At 28.7% G+C, this 24,865-nt stretch carries 27 protein-coding genes; 21 read left to right on the top strand and 6 right to left on the bottom strand.

All coding sequences use genetic code 11. The annotated features are described in order from the left end of the window. Nucleotide 1 precedes the first annotated feature (1 nt). From BN2920_RS20020 to galU, 3 genes are read left to right on the top strand one after another with little or no spacing between them, the layout of a single operon-like run. Entirely contained in the window at nucleotides 2-340 is a 339-nt protein-coding gene (locus tag BN2920_RS20020) for an EamA family transporter (RefSeq protein WP_058296727.1), read from the top strand. Nucleotide 341: 1 nt separating this feature from the next. Further along, the gene (locus tag BN2920_RS20015) at nucleotides 342-671 is read left to right on the top strand and encodes an EamA family transporter (protein WP_083498878.1); all 330 of its coding nucleotides are present in this window, start codon (nucleotides 342-344) and stop codon (nucleotides 669-671) included. A 41-nt stretch (nucleotides 672-712) separates the two neighbouring features. Next, nucleotides 713-1,588, top strand: coding sequence for a UTP--glucose-1-phosphate uridylyltransferase GalU (gene galU, locus BN2920_RS20010; protein WP_058296726.1), 876 nt, complete (start codon nucleotides 713-715; stop codon nucleotides 1,586-1,588). 204 nt (nucleotides 1,589-1,792) lie between these two features. Here galU and BN2920_RS20005 read toward each other — a convergent pair whose 3' ends face one another. Next, a complete protein-coding gene (locus BN2920_RS20005; RefSeq protein ID WP_058296725.1) occupies nucleotides 1,793-3,235 on the bottom strand; it encodes a DUF2334 domain-containing protein in 1,443 nt (480 codons plus the stop codon). 1,046 nt (nucleotides 3,236-4,281) lie between these two features. Between BN2920_RS20005 and BN2920_RS20000 the strand changes: the two genes are divergently transcribed. The 3 genes from BN2920_RS20000 to BN2920_RS19990 are packed head-to-tail and all read left to right on the top strand — an operon-like array spanning nucleotide 4,282 to nucleotide 5,440. Then, the gene (locus BN2920_RS20000) at nucleotides 4,282-4,713 is read left to right on the top strand and encodes a nucleotidyltransferase domain-containing protein (RefSeq protein ID WP_058296724.1); all 432 of its coding nucleotides are present in this window, start codon (nucleotides 4,282-4,284) and stop codon (nucleotides 4,711-4,713) included. A 48-nt stretch (nucleotides 4,714-4,761) separates the two neighbouring features. Then, complete coding sequence (locus BN2920_RS19995; protein WP_242868440.1) at nucleotides 4,762-5,058, top strand: nucleotidyltransferase domain-containing protein; 297 nt, start codon at nucleotides 4,762-4,764, stop codon at nucleotides 5,056-5,058. Further along, nucleotides 5,045-5,440, top strand: a complete 396-nt coding sequence (locus BN2920_RS19990; protein WP_058296722.1) for an HI0074 family nucleotidyltransferase substrate-binding subunit — start codon at nucleotides 5,045-5,047, stop codon at nucleotides 5,438-5,440. Before BN2920_RS19995 ends, BN2920_RS19990 begins: the two co-directional genes overlap by 14 nt. Before the next feature lie 31 nt (nucleotides 5,441-5,471). On the opposite strand, the gene BN2920_RS19985 is transcribed toward BN2920_RS19990, so the two are convergent. Then, complete coding sequence (locus tag BN2920_RS19985) at nucleotides 5,472-5,696, bottom strand: DUF1659 domain-containing protein (protein WP_058296721.1); 225 nt, start codon at nucleotides 5,694-5,696, stop codon at nucleotides 5,472-5,474. A 271-nt stretch (nucleotides 5,697-5,967) separates the two neighbouring features. Here BN2920_RS19985 and BN2920_RS19980 point away from each other — a divergent pair, with 271 nt between their 5' ends. The 6 genes from BN2920_RS19980 (at nucleotide 5,968) to BN2920_RS19955 (ending at nucleotide 12,090) form a co-directional block, all read left to right on the top strand. After that, the gene (locus BN2920_RS19980) at nucleotides 5,968-6,696 is read left to right on the top strand and encodes a MurR/RpiR family transcriptional regulator (protein ID WP_058296720.1); all 729 of its coding nucleotides are present in this window, start codon (nucleotides 5,968-5,970) and stop codon (nucleotides 6,694-6,696) included. Nucleotides 6,697-6,880: 184 nt separating this feature from the next. Beyond that, nucleotides 6,881-8,302: a sucrose phosphorylase gene (gtfA, locus tag BN2920_RS19975; RefSeq protein ID WP_058296719.1), complete on the top strand. Its 1,422-nt coding sequence runs from the start codon at nucleotides 6,881-6,883 to the stop codon at nucleotides 8,300-8,302. 22 nt (nucleotides 8,303-8,324) lie between these two features. Beyond that, nucleotides 8,325-9,638: a PTS sugar transporter subunit IIC gene (locus BN2920_RS19970; protein ID WP_058296718.1), complete on the top strand. Its 1,314-nt coding sequence runs from the start codon at nucleotides 8,325-8,327 to the stop codon at nucleotides 9,636-9,638. Beyond that, nucleotides 9,625-11,037: a glycoside hydrolase family 1 protein gene (locus BN2920_RS19965; RefSeq protein WP_058296717.1), complete on the top strand. Its 1,413-nt coding sequence runs from the start codon at nucleotides 9,625-9,627 to the stop codon at nucleotides 11,035-11,037. The genes BN2920_RS19970 and BN2920_RS19965 overlap by 14 nt, the downstream gene beginning before the upstream one ends. Before the next feature lie 206 nt (nucleotides 11,038-11,243). Then, a complete protein-coding gene (locus BN2920_RS19960; RefSeq protein WP_058296716.1) occupies nucleotides 11,244-11,609 on the top strand; it encodes a nucleotidyltransferase family protein in 366 nt (121 codons plus the stop codon). A gap of 10 nt (nucleotides 11,610-11,619) precedes the next feature. Beyond that, complete coding sequence (locus tag BN2920_RS19955; RefSeq protein WP_058296715.1) at nucleotides 11,620-12,090, top strand: hypothetical protein; 471 nt, start codon at nucleotides 11,620-11,622, stop codon at nucleotides 12,088-12,090. Between the two features lie 68 nt (nucleotides 12,091-12,158). Here the strand turns inward: BN2920_RS19955 and BN2920_RS19950 are convergent, their stop codons facing one another. The 4 genes from BN2920_RS19950 to BN2920_RS19935 form a co-directional block, all read right to left on the bottom strand. Further along, nucleotides 12,159-12,377, bottom strand: coding sequence for a DUF2922 domain-containing protein (locus tag BN2920_RS19950; RefSeq protein WP_058296714.1), 219 nt, complete (start codon nucleotides 12,375-12,377; stop codon nucleotides 12,159-12,161). A gap of 197 nt (nucleotides 12,378-12,574) precedes the next feature. Beyond that, complete coding sequence (locus BN2920_RS19945) at nucleotides 12,575-12,799, bottom strand: DUF1659 domain-containing protein (RefSeq protein ID WP_058296713.1); 225 nt, start codon at nucleotides 12,797-12,799, stop codon at nucleotides 12,575-12,577. 57 nt (nucleotides 12,800-12,856) lie between these two features. After that, the gene (locus BN2920_RS19940) at nucleotides 12,857-13,036 is read right to left on the bottom strand and encodes a YvrJ family protein (RefSeq protein WP_058296712.1); all 180 of its coding nucleotides are present in this window, start codon (nucleotides 13,034-13,036) and stop codon (nucleotides 12,857-12,859) included. Nucleotides 13,037-13,155: 119 nt separating this feature from the next. Continuing rightward, the gene (locus BN2920_RS19935; RefSeq protein ID WP_058296711.1) at nucleotides 13,156-13,728 is read right to left on the bottom strand and encodes a sigma-70 family RNA polymerase sigma factor; all 573 of its coding nucleotides are present in this window, start codon (nucleotides 13,726-13,728) and stop codon (nucleotides 13,156-13,158) included. Between the two features lie 155 nt (nucleotides 13,729-13,883). On the opposite strand from BN2920_RS19935, the gene BN2920_RS19930 reads away from it, so the two are divergent. From BN2920_RS19930 to opp3C, 9 genes are all read left to right on the top strand, one after another. After that, nucleotides 13,884-14,777 (top strand): N-acetylmuramoyl-L-alanine amidase, encoded by an 894-nt coding sequence (locus BN2920_RS19930; RefSeq protein WP_058296710.1) that lies wholly within the window; start codon nucleotides 13,884-13,886, stop codon nucleotides 14,775-14,777. Nucleotides 14,778-14,895: 118 nt separating this feature from the next. Then, nucleotides 14,896-15,465, top strand: a complete 570-nt coding sequence (locus BN2920_RS19925; protein WP_058296709.1) for a Uma2 family endonuclease — start codon at nucleotides 14,896-14,898, stop codon at nucleotides 15,463-15,465. A 539-nt stretch (nucleotides 15,466-16,004) separates the two neighbouring features. Then, the gene (locus BN2920_RS19920; protein ID WP_058296708.1) at nucleotides 16,005-16,235 is read left to right on the top strand and encodes a transcriptional regulator; all 231 of its coding nucleotides are present in this window, start codon (nucleotides 16,005-16,007) and stop codon (nucleotides 16,233-16,235) included. A gap of 120 nt (nucleotides 16,236-16,355) precedes the next feature. Next, a complete protein-coding gene (locus BN2920_RS19915; protein WP_058296707.1) occupies nucleotides 16,356-18,023 on the top strand; it encodes a phage replisome organizer N-terminal domain-containing protein in 1,668 nt (555 codons plus the stop codon). Then, entirely contained in the window at nucleotides 17,914-18,699 is a 786-nt protein-coding gene (locus BN2920_RS22220; protein ID WP_410745177.1) for an ATP-binding protein, read from the top strand. Before BN2920_RS19915 ends, BN2920_RS22220 begins: the two co-directional genes overlap by 110 nt. Before the next feature lie 234 nt (nucleotides 18,700-18,933). Then, a complete protein-coding gene (locus BN2920_RS19905) occupies nucleotides 18,934-20,598 on the top strand; it encodes a peptide ABC transporter substrate-binding protein (RefSeq protein ID WP_058296706.1) in 1,665 nt (554 codons plus the stop codon). A 455-nt stretch (nucleotides 20,599-21,053) separates the two neighbouring features. Continuing rightward, nucleotides 21,054-22,709, top strand: coding sequence for a peptide ABC transporter substrate-binding protein (locus tag BN2920_RS19900; protein WP_058296705.1), 1,656 nt, complete (start codon nucleotides 21,054-21,056; stop codon nucleotides 22,707-22,709). 139 nt (nucleotides 22,710-22,848) lie between these two features. After that, nucleotides 22,849-23,790, top strand: a complete 942-nt coding sequence (locus tag BN2920_RS19895) for an ABC transporter permease (protein ID WP_058296704.1) — start codon at nucleotides 22,849-22,851, stop codon at nucleotides 23,788-23,790. Further along, nucleotides 23,783-24,850 carry an oligopeptide ABC transporter permease gene (opp3C, locus tag BN2920_RS19890; RefSeq protein ID WP_058296703.1) on the top strand — a complete coding sequence of 356 codons (1,068 nt, stop codon included), beginning with the start codon at nucleotides 23,783-23,785 and terminating at the stop codon, nucleotides 24,848-24,850. The genes BN2920_RS19895 and opp3C overlap by 8 nt, the downstream gene beginning before the upstream one ends. The last annotated feature ends 15 nt before the right edge of the window (nucleotides 24,851-24,865 follow it).

Below are 24,865 nucleotides of genomic sequence, written 5' to 3'. Positions count from 1 at the left end.
TATGTTAGAATCATTAAGGAAAAACAGTAAAGGTATTCTATTAATGCTGATATCATCTATATGTGTTTGTGTTGGTCAATTATTATGGAAGATATCGGCAGAAGAAGGAATCTTATTTTTGATATTTGGATTTGCATTATATGGAATAGGTGCATTTATAATGATTATTGCATATAAATTTGGAAGCTTGTCTGTTTTGCAACCAATGTTAAGTTTAAATTATGTATTAAGTATAATATTAGCTCATACTATATTAAAGGAAGATATAACATTATTAAAAGTTATAGGTGTATTAATTATAATATTAGGTGTTATATTAATAGGAGGGGGGGATAAGTAATATGCTATATTATATTTTATTAGTTATTATGACACTAATAGGGGCATTTGCATCACTCTTTTTAAAAAAGGCTTCATATTTTAAAAATTTTAGAGAATTAATTTGGAATATTAATTTATATATTGGTGGAATCTTATACTTTGTATCAGCGGTAGTAAATATATATATATTACATTTCTTAGATTATTCAATTGTATTACCATTAACATCAATAACATATATATGGACAATGATAATAGCATATTTGGTGTTTGAAGAAAAAATAACCAAGAAAAAGATTGCTGGTTTATCTCTAATTCTTATTGGTGTAATAACAATTTCCATGGTCTAATTACAATCATTATAAAAAAATAAATATAGAGGTAATGACTTATGAACAAAAAAATAAAAAAAGCAATAATACCAGCAGCAGGACTTGGAACAAGATTTTTGCCAGCAACAAAGGCTCAACCAAAGGAAATGCTGCCTATTGTAGACAAACCTACAATACAATACATAATAGAAGAGGCTGTAGTTTCTGGCATAGAAGAGATCCTCATAATAACAGGCCGAAATAAGAAGTGTATTGAAGACCATTTTGACAAATCTGTTGAGCTTGAGATGGAACTTAAAAAAAATAATAAAATTAAGCTATTAGAATTAGTAAGAAATATATCTGATATGGTGGATATTCATTATATAAGACAAAAAGAGCCTAAAGGATTAGGTCACGCAATAAGATGTGCAAAAACATTTGTTGGAAATGAACCATTTGCAATTCTTTTAGGAGATGATGTTGTTTATAATCCAGAAAAGCCATGTTTAAAGCAGCTTATAGACTGTTATGAAGAATATAAAACAACTATTTTAGGAGTGCAAACTGTTCCGGAACACGATGTATATAAATATGGAATTGTAGATGGAATAGCTGTAGAAGATAGAGTATGCAAAGTAAAAGGCTTAGTAGAAAAGCCTTCTGTTAAAGAGGCACCTTCAAATACAGCAATTCTTGGAAGATATATAGTTACACCTAGAATTTTTGATATTTTAGACAATACAAAGCCAGGAAAAGGTAATGAAATTCAGCTTACAGATGCACTTCTTACTCTTATTAAAGAAGAAGCTATGTATGCATATAATTTTGAAGGTAGAAGATATGATGTTGGAGATAAGTTGGGCTTTTTACAAGCGACTGTTGAATATGCATTAAGGAAGCCAGAATTAAAGGATGATTTTATAAAATATTTGAAAACTATAATTGAAGAATAAGTATATATAAGAGCATTACTAAATGATTAATATTTAATCTAAAGTAATGCTTTAATACTAGAACTATTAATAGTTATTATTGTTATGTACAAGGTGCAGTATTTAATTATAATTAACTTTGAAGTGTAATTATATAATAATTTTATAAGTGAAATTGATTTGATTATTCATACGATTTTGTAGCTTCTACTTAAAAATTAAATTTCAAAGTTCATCTACCCCAACAAACCCATACCCTTTCCACTCAAGTATACCAGCCAACCTCTTCAAAAAAGAATTTTCACTATAACTATAAACAGGAAATCCATTCTCATCTTCACTCAACAAAATGAATTCCTTATCCAATACAGGATGAAAGAACACGCTCCCCATATTTTCTACACTTGCATTTCTAATTCTATCCAAACATTCTTCTTCCATACCTTCTGCAATATAATCTAGGGGAGTAGATATATACAATGAAGTGCCATTATAAGGACTTATCTGTGGCTTAGTTAAATCAGCTTTATCTATGCCATAATCATTAAATGGATAATATAGTATCTTAAAATACTCTTCAGCAATTTTATTTTGCTCTGGGGTTATTTCATAATGTGGAGCTTCAAAAAAATCTATTGGTATATCTAAATATTCTGCAGTTTCAATAGCTTTTTCTATTTTTTTTCTAAAAACTTTAGTTGATGGTTCATATCTTCCAAATTCAAATCCAGCTCCTGATTCAAATTCACCAAATTGATGAGTATATCCATGAAGACCTATTATACCATTATGACTATTTAAATAATCTAATGTATAAACCATTTCTGCTAGTTCAAATGTATTTTTACTTAATGGATCATTATCAATATTTAAACTAGGATTTATGTATCGTGGAATCCATGCTATATGGTAAGGAATATTTTTATTATTTAAATAGCTGCCTATTATACGGAGATTTTCAAAATAGTCTTTAGCATAATTTTCTCCTGTAGCACAGATATCTTCTAATCTTATTAGAGCAATTTGTGATTTATTTTCTGATATAGTACTATTCTTATTTTCTTTTATATTATTGTCTTTAATTTCAGTATTTTTGGTATTAGAATTATCATCACTATTATAAAAAGTATTATTTTCCAAAGTTTCATTAGAATTCATTCTGCAATTAACTACTTTATTATCTTTATCCCATCGTGTATATAAGTTAAGCATATTTGAAAGATCAGAAAAGCCAATATAATATATATTATTATCATTAGTTAGTAAATTTTCTTTTAGTGTAAATTCATCATTAGGACATTTAACAGTATTATCTAATGTATCAATAGAATGCTTTATATTATCTATATTTAAATATAAAATATCTTCAACTTTTTTTATTTCACCATTAAAATTATCTATGATTTCATTCAAGGGAAGATAATATCTATTCTTATCTATATATATTGGCAAATTAAAATTAAAAGTTTTTCCGTTTATTTTAAGAATTATATTATCTTTTTCTAAATTTAATTCTTTAAAATTATCATAATTTATTGAACTTATATTTATATCCTCATTTGTTCCTTTAAGCTCCAAGTCATCAGGTTTAACTGTAATTTTATTACTACATCCTAAAATAAATAGAATTACTAATAACAAAGAATATATTAAAGTTCTTTTTATCATAAAAGGTTCCCTTCTTTTGTACTTTAAAATAAAAATATATGAATGGTAATTATAGGGTAAGGTAAGAACAAAGTACATTACATAGTATGTACTAGAATCATTATTTTATATGTGTGAAATACTAAAAGAAAATGAAGTGAATGTTAATTATAAAGAATATGATAAAAATATTGGAATCAGATAAAAGAGAGGTTGAGAATATGGGTGCAAGAAATTATTATATTAGATGAAATTAAAGAAAAAGCAACTCAAAAGTATATTGTAAAACGCACTATAATATATACTTTAATATGTATAAATGAAACAAATATTTAATGTGAGAAAAATTAGTGTAATCTAATTTTAAAGTTCATCAACTCCAACAAATCTATATTCTTTACCTTCAAGTATACCAACCAACCCTTTCTGTTAATTCGAAGGCATTTTTACTTAAAAGATCATCATAAATATTTAATTAAGATAGGGTTTATGTATTTTGGAATCCAAGCTATATTATAGGGAATATTTTTCATTAGTATATTCTTTAGATAATATGTATCAAAATGGTGATTTTATTTTTTCTAAGATAAATATAAATAGGTATAATATAATTAATAAATTATCTTAAAAATAATGAAAATATAGTAGATGAAATAGCCAATAGAATAGTGCAGGAATATGTTGATGCAATAGGAGAATTAGTTAATAATTTAGAAAAGCTTTTATAGATAGAATCATTTAATAATACAGTATATTTAAATTTTGAAAATTTGTATGATGTATTTCTAATTTAACATGAAACTAATAGAAATACTGCTGTTTATAATGTATAATCAAGGTAAATAATATAACTAAAGATAAGGAAAAAATGAGACAAAAATGGTGGTGGAAAACATGGCTAGAATTAATCCAAAAGTAGATTTTGCATTTAAAAAGTTCACTTCCCAGGCATTTATTCCATAATAAAACTCATAAGGATTTTTTAATAAATCTTGCTGCTATTTAGTTTTAAATAAAATATATTTAGGCTATAATATTAGTAATATAATAAGCGAGGTGAAAATTTGATGCCAGATAAAAAGAATATTAAAGATTTCAAAATTGATAATACTGAAAATATTGTTTCACTTTGTGTTTTTGGAAGTTATAATACTGAATTTTGGGATGAAAATAGAAGTGATATAGATATATTGATTTTGCTTAACAAAAATCTTGGTGTTGAATTTGAATTTAAAATTGAAGATGAACTTCTTTTAGGACTTCAGAAATTTTTTGAGTTTGATAATATTCATATTGTTTTTCTTTATATGAATGAATTTGATAATACAATTGCCGATAGTTATTTATTAAGTAATAATAAAATAATTCTAGATTTTGAGCGTGAAATTGATTTTAGAATGTATGTAAATAAATATCATAGAAATAATGAGTGGCTTGAAAATATTATAAAAGAAGATATGAAGTTGATGAAGGGGAATAAAAATGTCACCATATTATAATATTGGATTTTGATTATCTAGGAAAAGATGATTTTTATTAGTGGAGTGATGAATTTGAATTTAGAGAAAAAAATAGTTGAAGAAATAATAGATATATCTCGCAAACATGATAAAATAAAAAAAGTCATTCTTTTTGGATCTAGAGCACGAGGAGATAATTCAATTAAAAGTGATATAGATTTGGCCATATATTGTGATACTTCAATAGTAGAATTTATTGAGGATATTGAAATGAATACGAGTACTTTGTTAGAGTTTGATTTTTCGGATATGAAAGATATACATGATGAAACATTTGTAAGCCAGGTTGAAAAAGAAGGGATTATTATCTATGAGAAGCATTGATTTTAAATATATGAACTTAAAAAAAGCTTATGATAGACTTTTAGAAGTAAGCAAGTTATATGATGGCAAGGATGATATAATAAGGGATAGTTTAATTCAAAGATTTGAATTTACATATGAACTTACTCATAAAACACTTAGGGAATTTATGAAATATTTAGGTGTGACTCTTGAAAATTCATTTCCACGTTCAATATATAAAAAGGCATATGTAAATAACTTAATATCTAATGATAAAGTTTGGATTAGTTTGTTAGAAGATAGAAATTCTACATCACATATTTATAGTGAAGATTTAGCAGATGAAATTGCTAATAGGATAGTAAATGAATATGTTGATGCAATAGGAGAATTGGTTAATAATTTAGAAAAGCTTTTATAGAAATGTGAAAATAGAAAAGCAGTTAAAATTGTTAATTGTTATTAAGGAAAGAACTTACATTAACAAAGATTTCACGAGTTTGAGTATCCATAAGATCTTTAATAGCTGAAGCTACTGAATAGATTCCCTCTGGATCAGCATCATTTCTTACATTAGAAAAAGTCTTTTTAGTAAATGTGGCGTCCCCCGCTTTATCCGTCCCGTTTTGTACCTCAATGCTTAGTGATGTTGAGTCGATGATTTTGTTTACTGCCATAATAAATTCCTCCTTTAAATTTTTTCTCTCAATTAAGATATATGGTTTAGAAGAAAAAAACACATGAATTTTATAAATTCCATAAATTTCACCTCCCATATAAGATATATGGTTTAATATAGAAAAACACATAAAAAATCTAGAGATTTTTTGAATTTATAAATTTTTAATCATGGAGGTATTATCTTTTAATATGGAAGTATTATCCTTGCCTTGAAGAATCTTATGTGATAGATTAGTAATAAATGCAAGTATTAGAGGTGATAAGGCTATGTTTGACTATGAAAAGATTCAAAGTTTAAACGATTTAGAACTTTCGGTGTATAATTATATAATACAAAATTCACATGAAGTACTAAAAATGACAATAAAGGATTTAGCAAATAATGCACATGTTTCAACAACAACTGTATTGAGATTTTGCAAAAAAGTGAAATGTGATGGTTATTCTGAATTTAAAGTTAAATTTAAGCTTTATTTAGATGACCAAAAGGATATAGATATAGAAGATGACTTAGATGAAATCATCGATAGTCTTAAAAAATATAAAGAAGTAGAATTTCAGAAAAGTATAGAAAATATAGTAAATATAATTGAAAACTCTAATGGAACCTTGTGGGTTGGCCTGGGAACTTCAGGAGTATTATGTAGATATGGTGCAAGATATTTATCTGGTACAGGAAAGTTTAGTTTAGCAATTGATGATCCATACTTTCAAATTGAAGGAAATGTTTTTGAAAAATGTACCGTAATAGCTTTATCAGTTTCAGGTGAAATAGATCAAACAATTAGAATCGTTAATACTCTAAAATCTTTAAATTGTAAAGTTATAAGTATTACCAATAAAACAAATTGTACATTGGCTAAAATTTCAGATTATAACATTTCATATTACGTTCCTTATCTCAAGCATAACATGAATGATATGACTACGCAGATGCCTGTAATGTACATTATTGAAAGCATAGGTAAACGATTATTTAAGAGAAAATTTGTTTAGAATATTTTTATTCTAAACAAATTTTTTTTGAATCAAAATAAAAAATATATTTTTTATTTTGTAATAAATTATTTTGAAGGCTACATTGATTTATATGGTGTCTGAATTACTGACAAGAAAAATAATATTATATATACTAATTCATGTAAACGAATTTAGAAACTAAAGAAAGGGGGATTACTTTATGAAAAAATTTGAAAATAAGATCATGTTAATTACTTATGCAGATTCTTTAGGGAAAAATTTAAAAGAATTAAGCTATGTATTAGATGAACATATAAGTGATGCAATAGGAGGTATACACGTACTCCCATTTTTCCCGTCTTCGGGGGATAGAGGCTTTGCGCCTATGACTTACAGAGAAGTTGACAAATCATTTGGAGATTGGAATGATATAAATGAATTAAGTAATAAATATTTCTTAATGTATGATTATATGATAAATCATATTTCAGCTCAAAGTTTTTATTATAAAGATTTCCTAAGTAAAAAAGACAATTCTGAATATAAGGATTTATTTATACGTTATAAGGATTTTTGGGAGAATGGAGAACCAAATCAAGAACAGGTAGATGCTATCTATAAGAGAAAGCCAAGAGCACCTTATGTAACAGCTAAGTTTGCGGATGGGACAGAAGAAAAGGTTTGGTGTACCTTTGATGAAGAGCAAATAGATATTGATTGTGAATCTGAAACAGGTAAAAAGTTCATTAATGAAAATCTTAAATTTTTAGCTGGTAATGGAGCATCATTAATAAGATTAGATGCATTTGCTTATGCCACTAAAAAAGCAGGAACAAGTTGCTTTTTTATAGAACCAGGAGTTTGGAATCTTTTAGGACAATGTGATGAGGTTTTAAAAGACTATGGAGCATTACTATTACCAGAAATACATGAACATTACTCTATGCAATTAAAGATTGCTGAAAAAGGATACTTTGTATATGATTTTGCACTTCCTATGTTATTAATACATGCTCTTTATTATGGAGAAGGAAAGTATTTAAAAAATTGGCTAGAAATATGTCCTAGAAAGCAATTTACAACACTTGATACACATGATGGTATTGGTGTGGTTGATGTAAAGGACTTGTTACCAGATGAAGAAATTAATAAAACTAAAGAAGATATATTTAAATTTGGAGCAAATGTTAAAAAGATATATAATACATCTGCATACAACAATTTAGATATATATCAAATTAATTGTACATATTATTCTGCACTTGGAGACAATGATAATGCATATTTGTTGGCTAGAGCAATTCAATTTTTTGCGCCAGGAATACCACAAGTTTATTATGTCGGAATGTTGGCTGGTAAAAATGATTTAGAGCTATTAGAAGAAACAAAGGTTGGAAGAAATATTAACCGTCACTACTATACTAAAGAGGAAGTAGAGATGGAAATCAAAAGACCTGTTGTTCATAAATTGCTAGAATTAATGAGATTTAGAAATAATCATCCAGCATTTAATTTAGATGGATCATTTAAGGTAGAATTAGAAAATAGTAATGAATTAAAAATTATAAGAGAATATAAAGAAGATTATGCTATATTACATGCAAACTTAAAGACATTTGATTTTACAATAGAACATTCATAAAAAGAAAGGATATGTTTTTATTATGAAAGATAAAATTAATAAAATAATGAATGAAATTATAATACCTAATATGATGAAATTTGTTAATATAAAGCCAATAGTAGCTTTAAAAGATGGAATATTATTTACCCTTCCTCTACTTATGATTGGATCAATATTTTTATTAATAGCCAATTTCCCATATGCTCCTTTTACAGAATTTCTTTCTGACAAAGGCTTAACAGGTCCATTAGCACAAGTAAATGGTGCTACTTTCTCAATTATAGCATTAGTAGCAGTTATTGGTGTTACTTATTGTTATGTTAAAAATGAAGGTTATGAACCAATGTCAGCAGGTTTTATTGCTTTTGCTGTATTTTTAATTACAACTAATTCATATGCAACAAATGCAGATGGAGCAATTGTAGAAAATGTAATATCAAAAGACTGGACATCAGGGCAAGGAATGATTACTGCTATAATAATTGGATTAGTTGTTGGTAGTATATATTCTTGGTTCATGAAAAAGGAAATAACAATAAAAATGCCTGAGGGAGTACCATCTAGCGTTGCAAATTCATTTGCATCTTTAATACCAGGAGCATTTTTAATTACTGGAGCTTTAATAATTTATATATTCTTTAAAAATGTAATGGATACAACTATGGTTGAATTTATTTATAAAATAATACAAACACCATTACAAGGAATGACCGATTCTATTTATGGAGTTATTGCTTATTGTTTAATTGCAACTATACTTTGGTGGTTTGGAGTGCATGGAGGAACTATTGTAACAGGAATTATGCTACCAATATTATTATCAAATATATCTACAAACCAAGCTATAGTAGATAGTGGAAATGCATTAACTATTCAAAACGGCGCACATATTGTAACAGACCAATTTACATCAGCTTATATTAATCTTACAGGTACAGGAATAACATTAGGACTTGTTATTTATATGGTGTTTTTTGCGAAATGTCAACAGTTTAAGCAAATGGGTAAATTAGCATTAATACCAGGAATATTTAATATAAATGAACCAGTTATTTTTGGAACACCAATTGTTATGAATCCATTCCTTTTAGCACCATTTGTATTAACACCAACAGTAGTCGGAGTACTAATGTATCTAGTTGTTGGAAGTGGCCTTGTACCACCATTTAGCGGAATAGTTGTACCATGGACATGCCCTGCTATTATTTCAGGATTTTTATTAGGTGGATGGAAAATGGCATTATCACAAGCAGTTATTTTAGTAATATCATTCTGTATTTATTTTCCATTTGTAAGAAAAGTAGACTTAATTAATTTAGAAAAAGAGAAGGAGAACGCAAATGCATTACAATAAACTTAAAGCTTTCCCTGAGAATTTTTTATGGGGAGCATCTACTTCAGCATATCAAGTTGAAGGCGCATATAATGAAGATGGTAAGGGATTATCAGTTCAAGATACAAAAAAAATTACTGAAGGTACAACTGATTTTAAGATAGCAAGTGATCATTATCATCGTTATAAAGAAGATATAAAACTATTTGCAGAAATGGGATTTAAAACATATAGATTTTCAATTGCATGGACTAGAATAATTCCAGATGGTACTGGGGATGTAAATCCGTTAGGAGTTCAATTTTACAGCAATCTTATAGATGAATGTTTAAAATACGGTATTGAACCATTAGTAACTATGTATCATTTTGATTTACCAGATACATTAAATAAGATAGGTGGATGGGGAAATAAAGAAACAGCAAATGCATTTTGCAGATATGCAAAAGTATTATTTGAAAGCTATGGAGATCGTGTAAAGTACTGGCTGACAATCAACGAGCAAAACATGATGACATTGCATGGAGCAGCAATAGGAACTGTTAATACTAAGGTAAGCAACATAAAAAAAGAACTTTATCAGCAAAACCATTATATGCTTGTAGCTCAAGCTAAAGTAATGAAAATGTGCCATGAAATGTGTCCAAATGCTAAGATAGGGCCAGCTCCTAACATTAGTGAAGTATATCCAGCAACATCTCGTCCAGAAGATTTTATTGCAGCACAAAATTTAAATGCAATTAGAAATTGGCTGTATTTAGACATTGCAGTTTATGGAAGATATAATCCAATTGCTTGGAGCTATATGGAGGAAAAAGGCGTAATTCCTGAAATTGAAAAAGGAGACTTTGAAATATTAAAAGAAGGAAAACCAGATTTTATAGCATTTAATTATTATAATACATCTACAGTTGCAGAAAGTTTGATTACAGATGCAAAAGTAGGACCAGATGATGGTGATCAACAAATTGAACTTGGAGAAAAAGGTGTCTATAAAGCAGTATATAATGAATATTTAGAAAGAACTCCATTTAATTGGGAAATTGATCCTGTAGGATTTAGAAGTACATTAAGAAGTGTATATGAAAGATATCATTTACCAATAATCATAACAGAAAATGGATTAGGTGTTTATGATGAAATGGATGAAGAAGGTAATATAAATGATGATTATAGAATTGAGTATTTAAGAAAGCAAATAGAACAAGCTCAATTGGCTATTACAGATGGTGTTGATCTGTTTGGATTCTGTCCATGGGCAGCTATTGATTTAGTAAGTACACATTCTGGATTTAAAAAGCGTTATGGATTTATATACGTAAATCGTGAAGATTTTGATTTAAAGGATATGAGTAGAATTAAGAAAAAAAGTTTTTACTGGTATCAAAATGTTATAAAAACAAATGGAAAAGAACTATAAATTTTAAAATAGAAATAATCCACAATTCATTGATGAATTGTGGATTATTTTACATTAAAAGAAAAAGAAGCTAATAAAAGATGTATTCATAGAGAAGAAAGAGAACCGTATAAGATTTTAAGCCATAGTCCTGTTATTGTTAAATAGCGTATATTCTTGTATAATAAAGGTAACAATAAATTGATAAGGGTATTAGAAGGCTGGTGATGTTTTTGGAAAAAGAAAAAATAGAAAAAATCATATTAGAAACTTTGCCACAAGATAAAACAGAAGCTATATATATTTTTGGAAGCTATAATACTCAGTTTTTTCACGATGATTCTGATATTGATATAGGATGGTTTTGTAATAATGTAAGTGAAGAAGAACGCGTACTTCTAGAATATGAATTAGAACAAAAAATAGGAAGAGAAGTTGATCTTGTATTTCCTAATAAAAACAAAATACTAATTTTAAATGAAATACTTGCAGGAAAACCAATAGGAAGATTATCAAAACATTTTTGTCAATGGTTTGATAACAATATTGATGAAATAATGTATATTTCGGCTGATTTGATTTCAATGATGTAGGAGGGCAGTTATGGTTAATGAGTATTATAATTTTGGAAGACTTAAAGGAATAATTGCAAATTTAAAGGAAAGCATAAATGATATGGAGAAGGCACTTAAAGCTTATGATACATTAAATGATTCAGGTTTTGAAGATATTATAGCCAATGGTATAAGAATGAGCTTTGTGCAAATAAGAGAAGAAGTTTTTTCTGCTGTATCAAGTATTCTGAAAAGCTCAGGAATATCTGTTAATAAGTTTTCAAATAATATGGACATGATAAATGAGTGCAGAAAGAATGGGGTTTTTACTAAAACTGATGATTCATTTTTTATAATACTTAATAAATATAGAAATTCAGCATGTCATAGATATAAGCAGCCAAGTGTTGAAGATATAAAAAACTTTTACGAAAATAAGAAGATTAATATTGAGTTTATAATTGAAGATTTAGAAAAAATAATTAATTCAACAAAAACTGACAATAATATAATGAGGTAAATGTTAAAGTACTTATTGAATAACTAAAAAATCACCAAAGAGATTACCTCTAAGGTGATTTTTTTAGTTTAAGCTACATCAAATTTAGTAACTTTTCTTTCAGTAAACTTAGCACTATCTTTGCCAATAAGAGCACCAGCATCAACAGAAAAGATATTTTTTGAAATTATTAAGTCCATAAGACTGTTTGCATCAGTAGGAGTTATGTCACTTTTTACTCCGCTTATGCTTAAAGTTGTATTTTTACCACCTTCAGTTGTAAATGTCATTGCTAAAATATACTCCATAAATTACACCTCTTTCATAAATATTTATTTGCCTAGAAATTATCTGTTATCAATGATCAATTTTTGCCCTTGTAAGGTATACAGAGTGCAATGAGCGGCGAATGTTATGGCTAAGAGCCATAACGATGCAATAATATAATTAAAAGTCGAAGACTTTTTTCCTTCATTGAAAATTGACAATTGATAATTGTTAAAGGTTAATTGTTATTAAGGACTGAGCTTACATTAACAAAGATTTCACGAGTCTGTGTATCCATAAGGTCTTTTATAGCTGAAGCTACTGCATATATTCCTTCTGGATCAGCATCATTTTTTACATTAGAAAAAGTCTTTTTAGTGAATGTGGCGTCTCCTGCCTTATCTGTCCCGTTTTGTACCTCAATGCTTAGTGATGTTGAGTCGATGATTTTGTTTACTGCCATAATAAAATCCTCCTTCATTTTTTATAATTTTAATTTAAGATTTAGGATTAGTAGAAGTTAAAGATCATCATTTGTATCAATGACCATACCTACTTTAGTAGAAATTATAGTGTTTAATTTATTGATTGAATTGGATAGTGTAATAATTTGTTTTTCAAGTTTTATCAAAAGATAGCTGCTTACTGCAACAGGAAAACCAACATTGCCTATTATCCCAATCAGTTCATTAAATTCCATGAATTTCACCTCCCATTAGAGATATACGCGCGAAATGAAAAAAACACATAATTTTTTTAAAAAATTTTTTGGAAAAATTTTTAGATATTGTGTAAACCTATATGAGTTGGAGATTCGGGTTAAAAATAAATTTTTAAATTTTTAGAAAGTTTATTTAAAACAGTACTTTTTCTTTGAAGTGCAGTTGAATAACAAATATTTTTTAGGCTTGCATACTCTTTGGTTGTATTTTCATTAAAAAAAATGAAATTAATTAATTCTTTTTCCTCAGAGCTAAGTTTGTTAATAATAGTATTCAAGGCTTCATATTCAGCATTGTTGCAAACAACCTCTTCAAGGTTTAATTCTTTTGAATCCATATTTTCCATACCATCATCATGTATTGAAAGAGCTTCAATTCCATCACAAACACACCGCCTTTTACTCTTTCTTGCAATAGTGCAGATACCATTTTTTATGCTATTAGTTGCATATGATATAAATCTATGTGTTTCTGAATTATATGAAGATATACATTTTAATAAAATTTTATAACACTCACTTTTAATATCTTCAAATTCATATCCATAAATGAATGATTTTAGAGCGTGATTTACAATAAAAGGTGTAAATTCATCAACTAACTTTTCTTTTGCATTATAATCTTGATTTTTTGCCTGTAATACCAACATTTCAATATAGTCATAGTCCATATAAAAACCTCCAATACAAAATATTGTAGAGAACATAAATAATACCCTACATATAGTATATACGCGCGAAATAGAAAAAACTGTAAAATTTTAGTGTGAAAGTTTTTAGTGTTTAAATTTATTTGCGCGTATATCTCTTATGGAGGTGATTTTTAATGAAAAACTTTATTATAGCTGTTGGTCATACTGTAAGTGGAACTAAGGGGTGCGGCATTATTTCAAGGCTTAATGAAAGTAACTGTACAAGAGAAATCTGCGCTCTTTTATTTAAAAATCTGAAGATGAAGGGACATAATGTATATCTTTTAAGAGTTGATTATGGGAATACTTATAATTATGAAGACTGCTATGTCAGAGTAAATGAAGCAAATAAAATATTTAAAACAAAAGAAATTAATCTTTACGTAGAAATCCATATTAATGCAGGGGGAGGTACTGGAACGGAAGTATGTATAAGTGGAAAGTCAGATTATGCTAAAGCTTATGCAGAAAAAGTAAGCAGCAGAGTATCAAATTCATTAGGAATAAGAAATAGAGGTGTAAAGATAAGAAGTCTTATTGTATTAAATAGAACAATCATTCCAGCAATTTTAGTAGAATGTCTTTTTGCAGATAGTGATGATGCAGCAAAATACAATCCAGACAAGATTGCAAATGCTATATGTGATGCATTATGTAATACAAATGATACCACAAAAGAGTGGAAGCTTGGCTGGAATGAAAATAATATTGGATGGTGGTACTGCACAGATTTAAATAATAAATATTATTACACATCAAAGAATGGATGGCAGCATATTGATAATGAATGGTATACATTTGATAAAGATGGTTATGCTTTATGTTTATCGTGGTATTTTGATGAAAATAAGAAATCTTGGTATTACTTAGATAAAAGATGTAAAAGAGTTACAGGTACTAAGGATAAACCATTATGGCTTTGGATTGATGGATTTTGTTATGCATTTGATGAAGAAGGAAAGATGTATTATGACTGCATAACATCTGATGGATTTGAAGTTGATAAAAATGGGGCATGGATTAAGTGATTAATAGATTAATAAGTTAAGATTTGTAATGAGATTTAATTACTATTTCTTTTAAGATAAACATAAATGGGATATAATGAAGATAGGATTTTATATAGAATGAGAGAGGTGATTATATATGCTATTACCTAGTGAAGAAAAAAAATATACTTATAGAGAATATTTACAGTGGCCAGAAGATGAAAGATATGAACTTATAGAAGGAATTCCGTATATGCAGGCGGCACCATCATGGCAACATCAAGCTATCTCAAGGGAATTAATAATTCAATTTGGAAATTATTTAAAAGGGAAAAAGTGTAGTGTTTTTTCGTCACCTTTTGATTTAATACTAACTGATGAGGAAGACAAGATGGATGGCAAAAATGTATTTCAACCAGATTTATTAGTAGTTTGTGATTCCAGTAAATTGATAGGAACAGGGTATAGTGGAATTCCAGATTTAGTGATTGAAATTGTATCACCGTCTACGGCTAGAAGTGATAAATTTTATAAATTTAATATGTATGAAAAGTTTGGAATAAAAGAATATTGGATAATAGAACCTGATATAAAATTACTTAGTGTTTTTACATTAAATAAAGACGATAGGTATGGAAGACCAGAGTTATATAGTGAAGTTGATAAAGTTAAGGTTCAAGTACTAAAAAATTTAGAAATAAATTTATCAGATGTATTTAATTATTAAGTAATAATTATAGATATAAAAAATAACCTCTAGGAATTAAACTAGAGGTTATTTTTTATTCTTTAGGAAATTATATTTATGGACAATCTGTGTATAAACTGTTTTTAAAAATATTGCAATAAACTAATATCATTTAACCTAAAGAATAAAAAAGAAAATATATGCGCCTGACCTTTTCTTCGGCAAGCTCAGAAAATTCAGAATGCGCTGAAAAAAATCGACGGCTAAAGGATTTTTTTGAATTTAAGTTACCATATTCTATTGGATTTATATTTTATATGGGGTTATATCATAGTCGCCTTGGCGATTTTTTTATAGTGAACTTTTTTTGAAAACAAAGAATATATAAGGCTTTTAAGACTTTTGTTTGCTGACAGTAAAAAAATGACGATAAATAGTTATGATATTTGAAGAGAATAAGGAAAAAAAGGTAAAAAATACAACAAAATAATCAGATATGGCTGAAAAACAAATTGAAAATATTTCCCAAATATGAGATAAATTAAATAACATAAATATTTAGGAGGTAAAGATAATATATGAAAAAAATTATTGTGAAAAACAACATTGAAGAATTAAAAATGAGAAATGAAATGACGTATAGGGAAATAGCAGAGATAGCAAAAGTATCTGTAGCATATATATGCCAGTTAGCTAAAGGCAAAAGAAAAAATCCTAGTTTTTCTGTAATGGAAAGAATAGCTTTTGCATTGCAAAGTACAGTATATATGGTATTTAAAATGGGATATAAATCTCAAATTATGGCCTAAAGGATATGAATTTTAAGATTTTTAGAGCTTATAAAATTATATGCATTGAACTAAACACTAAGCCTTCATTTGAAGGCTTAGATAAATTCAGAAAATTCTATTTGTGGGAGTGTGGGAATAATGGGAGAAGGTAAGTGGATAAAAACATATGTAAATAGTTATGATGATACACCAAGTAAGATGATAGATGCACGTGATGATAGAGATGTTATTCATTATATTAGAGGAAGGCTTAATGCACTTGCTGGAAAGGTTAACAGAAATGGCGAATTATATATGACAGAAACAAAGCCATATACAATTAAAACTCTAGCAATAGAATTTAACAGGGATTTTGAAGTGGTAAAAGAAGCAGTCAAGGTATTAAAAAGTCTTGAAGTTATTGAAATAACAGAAGATAGAGTATTAAAAATTAGCGATTGGGAAATAGATCAAAATATTGAGGGACTTGAAAGAATAAGAAAGCAGACTAGTGAAAGAGTAGCAAGACATAGGGCTGCAAAGAAAGCTAATGAATATAATAAGCTAGTTGAAGAAGAAAAGAAACCTGAACTTCCTAAAAGATCTAAAGAAGATAGTAAAGGAAATTATGAAGGAAGTAAACAGAAATTAATAAAAGACCAAGGCTGTTTGGACGAAAAAGATACGCTTGATGATCAATTGGATTGTATAGATGAACTTAATTATGGATGTGATAATAATGTTGAAAGTAATGCTTCTTGTAATGGTGAGGAGCTTAATAATATAGAAGACAACATAATAAATAATAATAACTCAGAAAATGAAGTACATTACATAAATGAAATAAGAGATTTAAGTAGTGTAATAGATAATATTGATTCAAATAATCAAATGCTTAGTAAAGATAAAGCAGAAAATACAAATGATAATGATTCAAAATGTAACGTTACAGTAACGCAGCAGAATAAGAGAAGAGGAAAGAAAAGAAGTAAGAAAAAAGATAAGAGAGAGAGTAAGAAAAAAGATAATAGCAGTTTAATAGAATTTTCATGTGATAGTAATAATTTTGAGATTAGTGATGATAATGGTGAAGATTTGTTTTGTGAAAGCTTCATAAGTGAAGACTCAGGTTTTGAGGGTCATATGGAAAATGATGATGATGCAGATAGTAATGTAACAATCTTTTTTGATGTTTCAGAAAACTATGACAATAATGAACGAGTTGTAAATGATTTTGATACTTCAGAAAGTGATGAAATTAATGAGCAGTCTGTAACATCGTTTAAAATTACTGGTATTAGTTGCAGTGAAGAGGAACAGTCAATAAAATGTCTTGAATTTTATAATTATAATGTAAAGAGTGATAGTGGACAAGAAGTAGATAGATTTGAGGGTTTTTATGATGTAAATAACAGTGAGGGGTCTGTAAGTGGTTTTAAGACTTCTGATTCTGCATACAAGAGTGAAGAAAGTGCCAAATTACTTTTTAAATATTGCAATACTGTTTCAGAGAATTTCCCAGAAAATATTACACTTAATTCATTAAAATATGCTATTAATACGTATACTGAAAAGTATGTAAAAATGGCTATAGATAAATCAATGGAAGCAGGTAAATTTAATATGGCATATATTAATGGCATACTTAAGAATTGGAAAAGAGAGGGGTATCCAAATGAAGATAGTAAGGGGGAAAGTATAAATGGAACAAACAGCTATGGAAAAGGTAATATCCAGGATACAGGAAAATTTGAAGGATTCAAACCAAAGGAACCAAGAAAGCTTACTGAAGAAGAACGAAAGTCTGCAGAAAAAAATCTCATATAAATGTGAAAAATGCCATGATACAGGATGGATTTTAGTAAAACAAGATAATGCACAGCCTTTAGCTTTATATTGTGAATGTACTAAAATGGGCAGAATAAAGAAGCAATGGAAATCATGTGGCTTAAATTCAGAAATGGTGAATTATAAGTTTTCTAATTATCTAGTATGGAATGAATCATCTAAAATGGCTAAAAGTACAGCTATTGCTTATTATAATTATTTTGAGAAAGTAAAAAACACTAGAAAAAACAGCATTCTGCTTTGTGGACAAGTTGGCAGTGGAAAAAGTCATTTAAGCATTGCTCTGGCATTAAACTTATTAAATAAAAATATAAGGGTTCTTTATATGCCATATAGAGATATAGTAACTAAAATTAAACAAAACATGATTGATGAAGAATATTATCAGAGAATGATTTCAAAGTATCAGACATGTGAAGTTCTTTTAATTGATGACCTATTTAAAGGAAGAGTAAATGAAAGTGATGTGAATATAATTTTTGAAATAATAAATTATAGATACTTAAATTATCTACCTATAATAGTAAGCAGTGAATTTACCATAGAAAAGCTTCTTACTTTTGATGAAGGTGTTGGTTCAAGAATATATGAAATATGTAAGGATTATGTTGTTGAGATTAAGAAGGATATGAGGAATAATTATAGATTAAAATGAGGGAATAGAAAATGCTTTTAAAACTTTAGCGAAATTATACAAGTAACCTAGAAACTTACTAAGTATATGGTAAAAATAAGATTTTATACAATAAAGTAATATAAATACTTATTATTTATATTATTGACAAATTTGTTGATTAGTATAGAATAGATAACATAACGACGAGGTTATAACTTAAGTGATTAAGTTATAACCTCGTTATTTTTTTATAAAAATGTAGGAGGGGAAATAATGAAAATCACAAGAAAAATATTAGCAATAATATCAATAATAGCTTTAACTTTTAGTTTAACTGCTTGTGGTGGAGGAACAAAAGATTCTAAGGCAGAGGGAAATAATGAATCAGTAGAAGATACATCCACATCTGGAAGCCTATTAAAGGTTCAAATTGATGCGGAGGTTGCATCAATGGATCCACAAATAGCAACAGATGGTATTTCTTTTGAAGTATTAGCAGCAGTTACAGAAGGACTCTATTCTTTAAGTGATGATGGTTCAGCAGTTGAAGCTATAGCAGATAAAGTTGAAAAAAGCGAAGATGGTTTAACTTATACTGTAACACTAAAAGATACAAAATGGTCGAATGGTACTCCAGTAACAGCGAAAGATTTTGTATTTGCGTGGAGAAGGCTTGTTGATCCAGCAACTGCAAGCGAATATTCATTTATTGCAGGAATAGCAGGAATAAAAAATGCAGATGCCATTGTAAATGGAGAAATGACTCCAGATCAATTAGGGATTACAGCTAAAGATGATAAAACTTTAGTTATAGAGCTAGATACTCCAGTGCCATTCTTTGAATCATTAATGGCATTCCCTTCATTCTTCCCAGTTAATGAGGAATTTTATAATAAATGTGGGGACAAGTTTGCAACAACTGTTGATACAATTCTTTGTAATGGAGCATTTAAAGTTGCTTCATATGAGCCAGCAGCAACTACAATCAACCTAGAAAAGAATACGAACTATTGGGATGCTGATAAAGTGCAATTATCAGGTATTCAATATCAAGTAATTAAAGATTCTCAGCAAACTATGCTTTCATACCAAAATGGTGATTTAGATGTAGCTACCCTTTCAGGAGAACAAGTGGAACAATTCCAATCTGATCCTGAATTCAAAAATATTATGTCAGGATATTTATGGTATATTGCATCAAATAAAAAAGTTGCAGGTTTAGATAATGAAAATTTACGTAAGGCTATATCACTTTCTTATGATAAAGAAGCTATCGTAAACAACATATTAAAAGATGGTTCTATAAAGGCTGACTTTTTGGTACCAACATTACTTGCGACAGGTCCAGATGGAAAAGATTTTAGAGATGGCACAGATACGTATCTTTCAACAGATAAAGCTAAAGCTTTAGAATATTATGATAAAGCAAAAACTGAACTTGGAAAAGACTCATTTGAATACACTATGTTAATTGATGATGCAGAATCAGCTCAAAATGTAGCACAATTTATTCAAGCAGAAATTCAAACTAATCTTCCAGGAATGAAGATTAATATTGAAACTTTACCAAAGAAAAATAGATTAGAAAGACTAAGGGCAGATGATTTTGAACTAGGATTAACTAGATGGGGACCTGACTATGCAGATCCAATGACTTATTTAGATATGTGGATCACAGGTAGTCCCAATAACTATGGTGCTTGGTCAAATACTGAATATGATTCATTAATTCAATCTGCTAAAAAGGGAGAACTTGCATTAGATTCAGAGAAAAGATGGGAAGCTTTAAAGAAAGCAGAAAAAATGGTAATGGATGATGCTGTTATTTGTCCAGTTTATCAGCAAGGAAATGCTGTAATGATTAAAAAAAATGTTTCGGGAATTGAATTCCACTCAGTTGGGATTAACAGAGTTTATAAAAATACAACTAAAAATTAAATAATATTTCTAGAAAAATTAATAAAAAAAATTACTTATACCCCATGAATAATGATGAATTATTCATGGGGTTGTTTAAATTAAGCTGCATTATGACTATCTATATGAATAGGATTTTCTATAGAGCTACAATAGATTATTTTCAATATTATAAGGATATATATGGAAGAAAGCCAATAATGATTTTCTACATAAGACGGTAGGTGACTGTCACTGTATTAATCGCAATATTGTAATTAGTAAAATGACAATATGGATGCAGAAATATCATAATTAATATAACAAAAAGATAATATTTTGATAAAAATATTATAAAAATGAAATAAAAATATAACTTTTGTTGACAAATTTATTTATTTCTTTATAATATATAATATAACAACGAGGTTATAACTTAATTAATCACTTAAGTTATAGCCTCGTCATTTTTTATAAAAATATAGGGGGCATAATTAATGAAAAGCATAAAAAAAATACTAGCAATGTTATCAATAACGACTTTAGCTTTTAGTTTTACTGCCTGTGGTGGTGGGACAAGTACTCCTAATGCGGGAGCTACTGCAGAAAACACTTCAGCAGCTGGGGATTCGTTAAAAGTTCATATTGATGTTGAAGTAGCATCAATGGATCCACAAGTAGCAGTTGATGGTACTTCTTTTGAAGTATTAGCAGCAGTTACAGAAGGGTTATACTCTTTAGATGCAGATGGTTCTGCAATCCCAGCTATGGCTGATAAGGTTGAGAAAAGCGAAGATGGGTTAACTTATACTGTTACTTTAAAAGATGCAAAATGGTCAAATAGTACACCAGTAACAGCTAATGACTTCGTATTTGCATGGAGAAGACTTGTTGATCCTAAAACAGCAAGTGAATATGCATTTATGGGTGGAATAGCTGGACTTAAAAATGCCGATGATATTTCAGCAGGTAAAGTATCACCAGACCAATTAGGAGTTACAGCTAAAGATGATAAAACTTTAGTAATTGAATTAGATACTCCAGTTCCATTCTTTGAATCACTAATGGCGTTCCCTTCATTCTTCCCAGTTAATGAAGAGTTCTATAATAAATGTGGGGACAAGTTTGCAACAACTGTTGATACAATTCTTTGTAATGGGGCATTTAAAGTTACTTCATATGAACCAGCAGCAACTACAATAAACCTAGAAAAGAATCCAGATTACTGGGATGCCGATAAAGTACAATTATCAGGTATTCAATATCAAGTAATTAAAGATTCTCAACAAGCAATGCTTGCATACCAAAATGGTGATTTAGATGTAGCTACACTTTCAGGAGAACAAGTAGAACAATTCCAAGCTGATCCTGAATTCCAAAGCATCATGGCAGGATACTTATGGTACATTTCACCAAACTTAAAAACACCAGGTTTAGAAAATGAAAACTTACGTAAGGCTTTAGCACTTTCATATGATAAAGATGCTATTGTAAATAACATCCTAAAAGATGGTTCAATTAAAGCTGATTTTGCAGTACCAACATTACTTGCAACAGGACCAGATGGAAAAGACTTTAGAGACGGTACAGATACTTATCTTTCAACAGATAAAGCAAAAGCTTTAGAATATTATGATAAAGCAAAAGAAGAACTTGGAAAAGATTCTTTCTCATACACAATGATTGTTGAAGATACAGAATCAGCTCAAAATGTAGCACAATTTATTCAAGCAGAAATTCAAAAAACTCTTCCAGGTGTAACAATTAATATTGAAACAATGCCAAAGAAGAACAGAGTTGAAAGAATGCAAGAAGGTACATTTGAACTTGGATTAACTAGATGGGGACCTGACTATGCAGATCCAATGACATACTTAGATATGTGGACAACTGATAGTCCTAACAACTATGGTTTCTGGTCAAATGCTGAATTTGATCAAATTATTCAATCAGCTAAAAAGGGTGAACTTGCGTTAGATGTAAATGCAAGATGGGATGCTTTAAAGAAAGCAGAAAAAATGGTAATGGATGAAGCTGTTATATTCCCAGTTTATCAAAAGGGTAATGCAGTTATGATTAAGAAGAATGTTTCAGGAATTGAATTCCACTCAGTTGCAATTAACAGAGTTTATAAAAATGCAACTAAAAACTAGGAAAATATAAATTTTTTAAATTATAATTGACGATGAACAATTGATGCCCATTGTGGGTACACAAAGTGCAATGAAGGAAGAAATTCTTAATTGTTAATTGTTCATTGTCAATTGTTAATTATATAAGGAGCGATTATGAATGAAAAAATATCTACTTAAAAGAATAGCAATATCTATCGCGACATTATTAGCAATTTTATTAATATTATTTTTAATGTTAGAGTTTATGCCTGGTTCTCCATTTAATGATGAGAAGTTAACGGCGGATCAAATTGCATTATTAAATGCAAAATATGGGTTAGATAAACCTATTTTAATAAGATTTTTTAACTATGTGAAAAATATGCTTACAGGAGACTTTGGGGTTTCTTATACAATTTCGAAAAATACACCAATTTCCACTTTGCTTCAAACACGTCTGCCAATATCAATAAGAATAGGTGGCCAGGCTGTACTTCTTGGAACAGTAGTTGGATTGGTTTTAGGAATAATTGCAGCTTTAAAACATAATACAATTTGGGATACATTAACTACTATAATTTCAGTTTTAGGTGTAAGCTTGCCTTCATATGTATTTGCATTAGCATTATCATATTCATTAGGATTTAAGTTAACATTATTTCCACTTCTTTATTCAGCGGACACTCCGTTTAAATCATCAGTGCTTCCAACAATAGCATTATGTATGTTTACTATTGCAACAATAGCACGTTTTACACGAACAGAGATGATTGATGTTTTAGGTTCTGATTATATACTTCTTGCAGAAAGTAAGGGAATAAGCGGTGTTCAATTAATAGTAAAACACCAATTAAGAAATGCTTTGATACCTATAATAACAGTTTTGGCACCATTAATTGTTGGGCTTATGACAGGAAGCCTTGTAATAGAAAAGATTTTCTCAATTCCAGGTATAGGTAGTTTGTTAGTTACTGCAATTCAGTCAAATGATTATAACGTTATTGTTGCAATAGCATTTATATATAGTGCTATGTATATAGGAATAATGCTTGTTGTAGATATATTATATGGAATTATAGATCCAAGAATAAGATTAGCAAAGGGGGATGACCATGAGTAGTAATATTGTAGAAAAAGATGTTCACTATGATTTCTTAGCTGATGATTTTAAGTTAGTTGGTGAAGAAAATGTATCTCATGTAGATAAAAACTATGCTAGTCAATCATATTGGAAAGATGTTTTAACTAGATTTATAAAAAACAAGGGTGCAATAATAGGATTAATATTCATAATATTAATCACAATAATGGCAGTGATCGGCATTCATTTAAATGGACATACATATGATTCACAGATAATATCACATCAAAATTTAGCACCAAGAGTTCCAGGTTTAGAGAACATAGGAATATTGGATGGTTCAGAAACAATGAATACAACAGCTGGTCCTGTAGAAACAAATAAATATGTACAAGAAGGAAAAACAACAGGCCTTGAAGATACATATTATTGGTTTGGAACAGATGTACTTGGAAGAGATATCTTTACAAGAACATGGATGGGAACAAGAATATCATTATATATATCATTAGTTGCGGTTGCAATTGATATTTTATTTGGATTAAGTTATGGACTAATATCAGGATATTTTGGCGGAGCAATTGATAATGCAATGCAGCGTTTTGCCGAAATATTAAATGGTATACCAAGTCTGGTAATTGTTACATTATTAATAATAGTATTAAAACCAGGATTACTTACAATAACTTTTTCACTTATGATTACAGGCTGGATTGGAATGAGCCGTATAGCAAGGGCACAAGTGCTTAAGCTTAAAGAGCAGGAATTTGTATTAGCATCAAAAACATTAGGTGCAAAAGATTTCTTCATTATATTTAGAGAGATACTTCCTAATATTTTTGGACAGATAATAACAAATACAATGTTTTCTATACCTAATGCAATATTCACTGAAGCATTTTTAGCATTTATAGGTCTTGGAGTGCCAGCACCTATGGCATCACTCGGAACATTAATAAGTGATGCATTTAAATCTTTCACAACTCATCCATATATGATAATTCCACCAGTAGTGGTTCTTGCGCTATTAATGCTTGGATTTAATATGCTTGCAGATGGTCTTCGTGATGCATTTGATCCTAAGATGAAAGAAATGTAGAAGGAGGTTTAAGAT

The sequence above is a fragment of the Clostridium neonatale genome, from assembly GCF_001458595.1.
GTDB lineage: Bacteria > Bacillota > Clostridia > Clostridiales > Clostridiaceae > Clostridium > Clostridium neonatale.
This window is presented reverse-complemented; position numbering and strand designations above follow the sequence as displayed.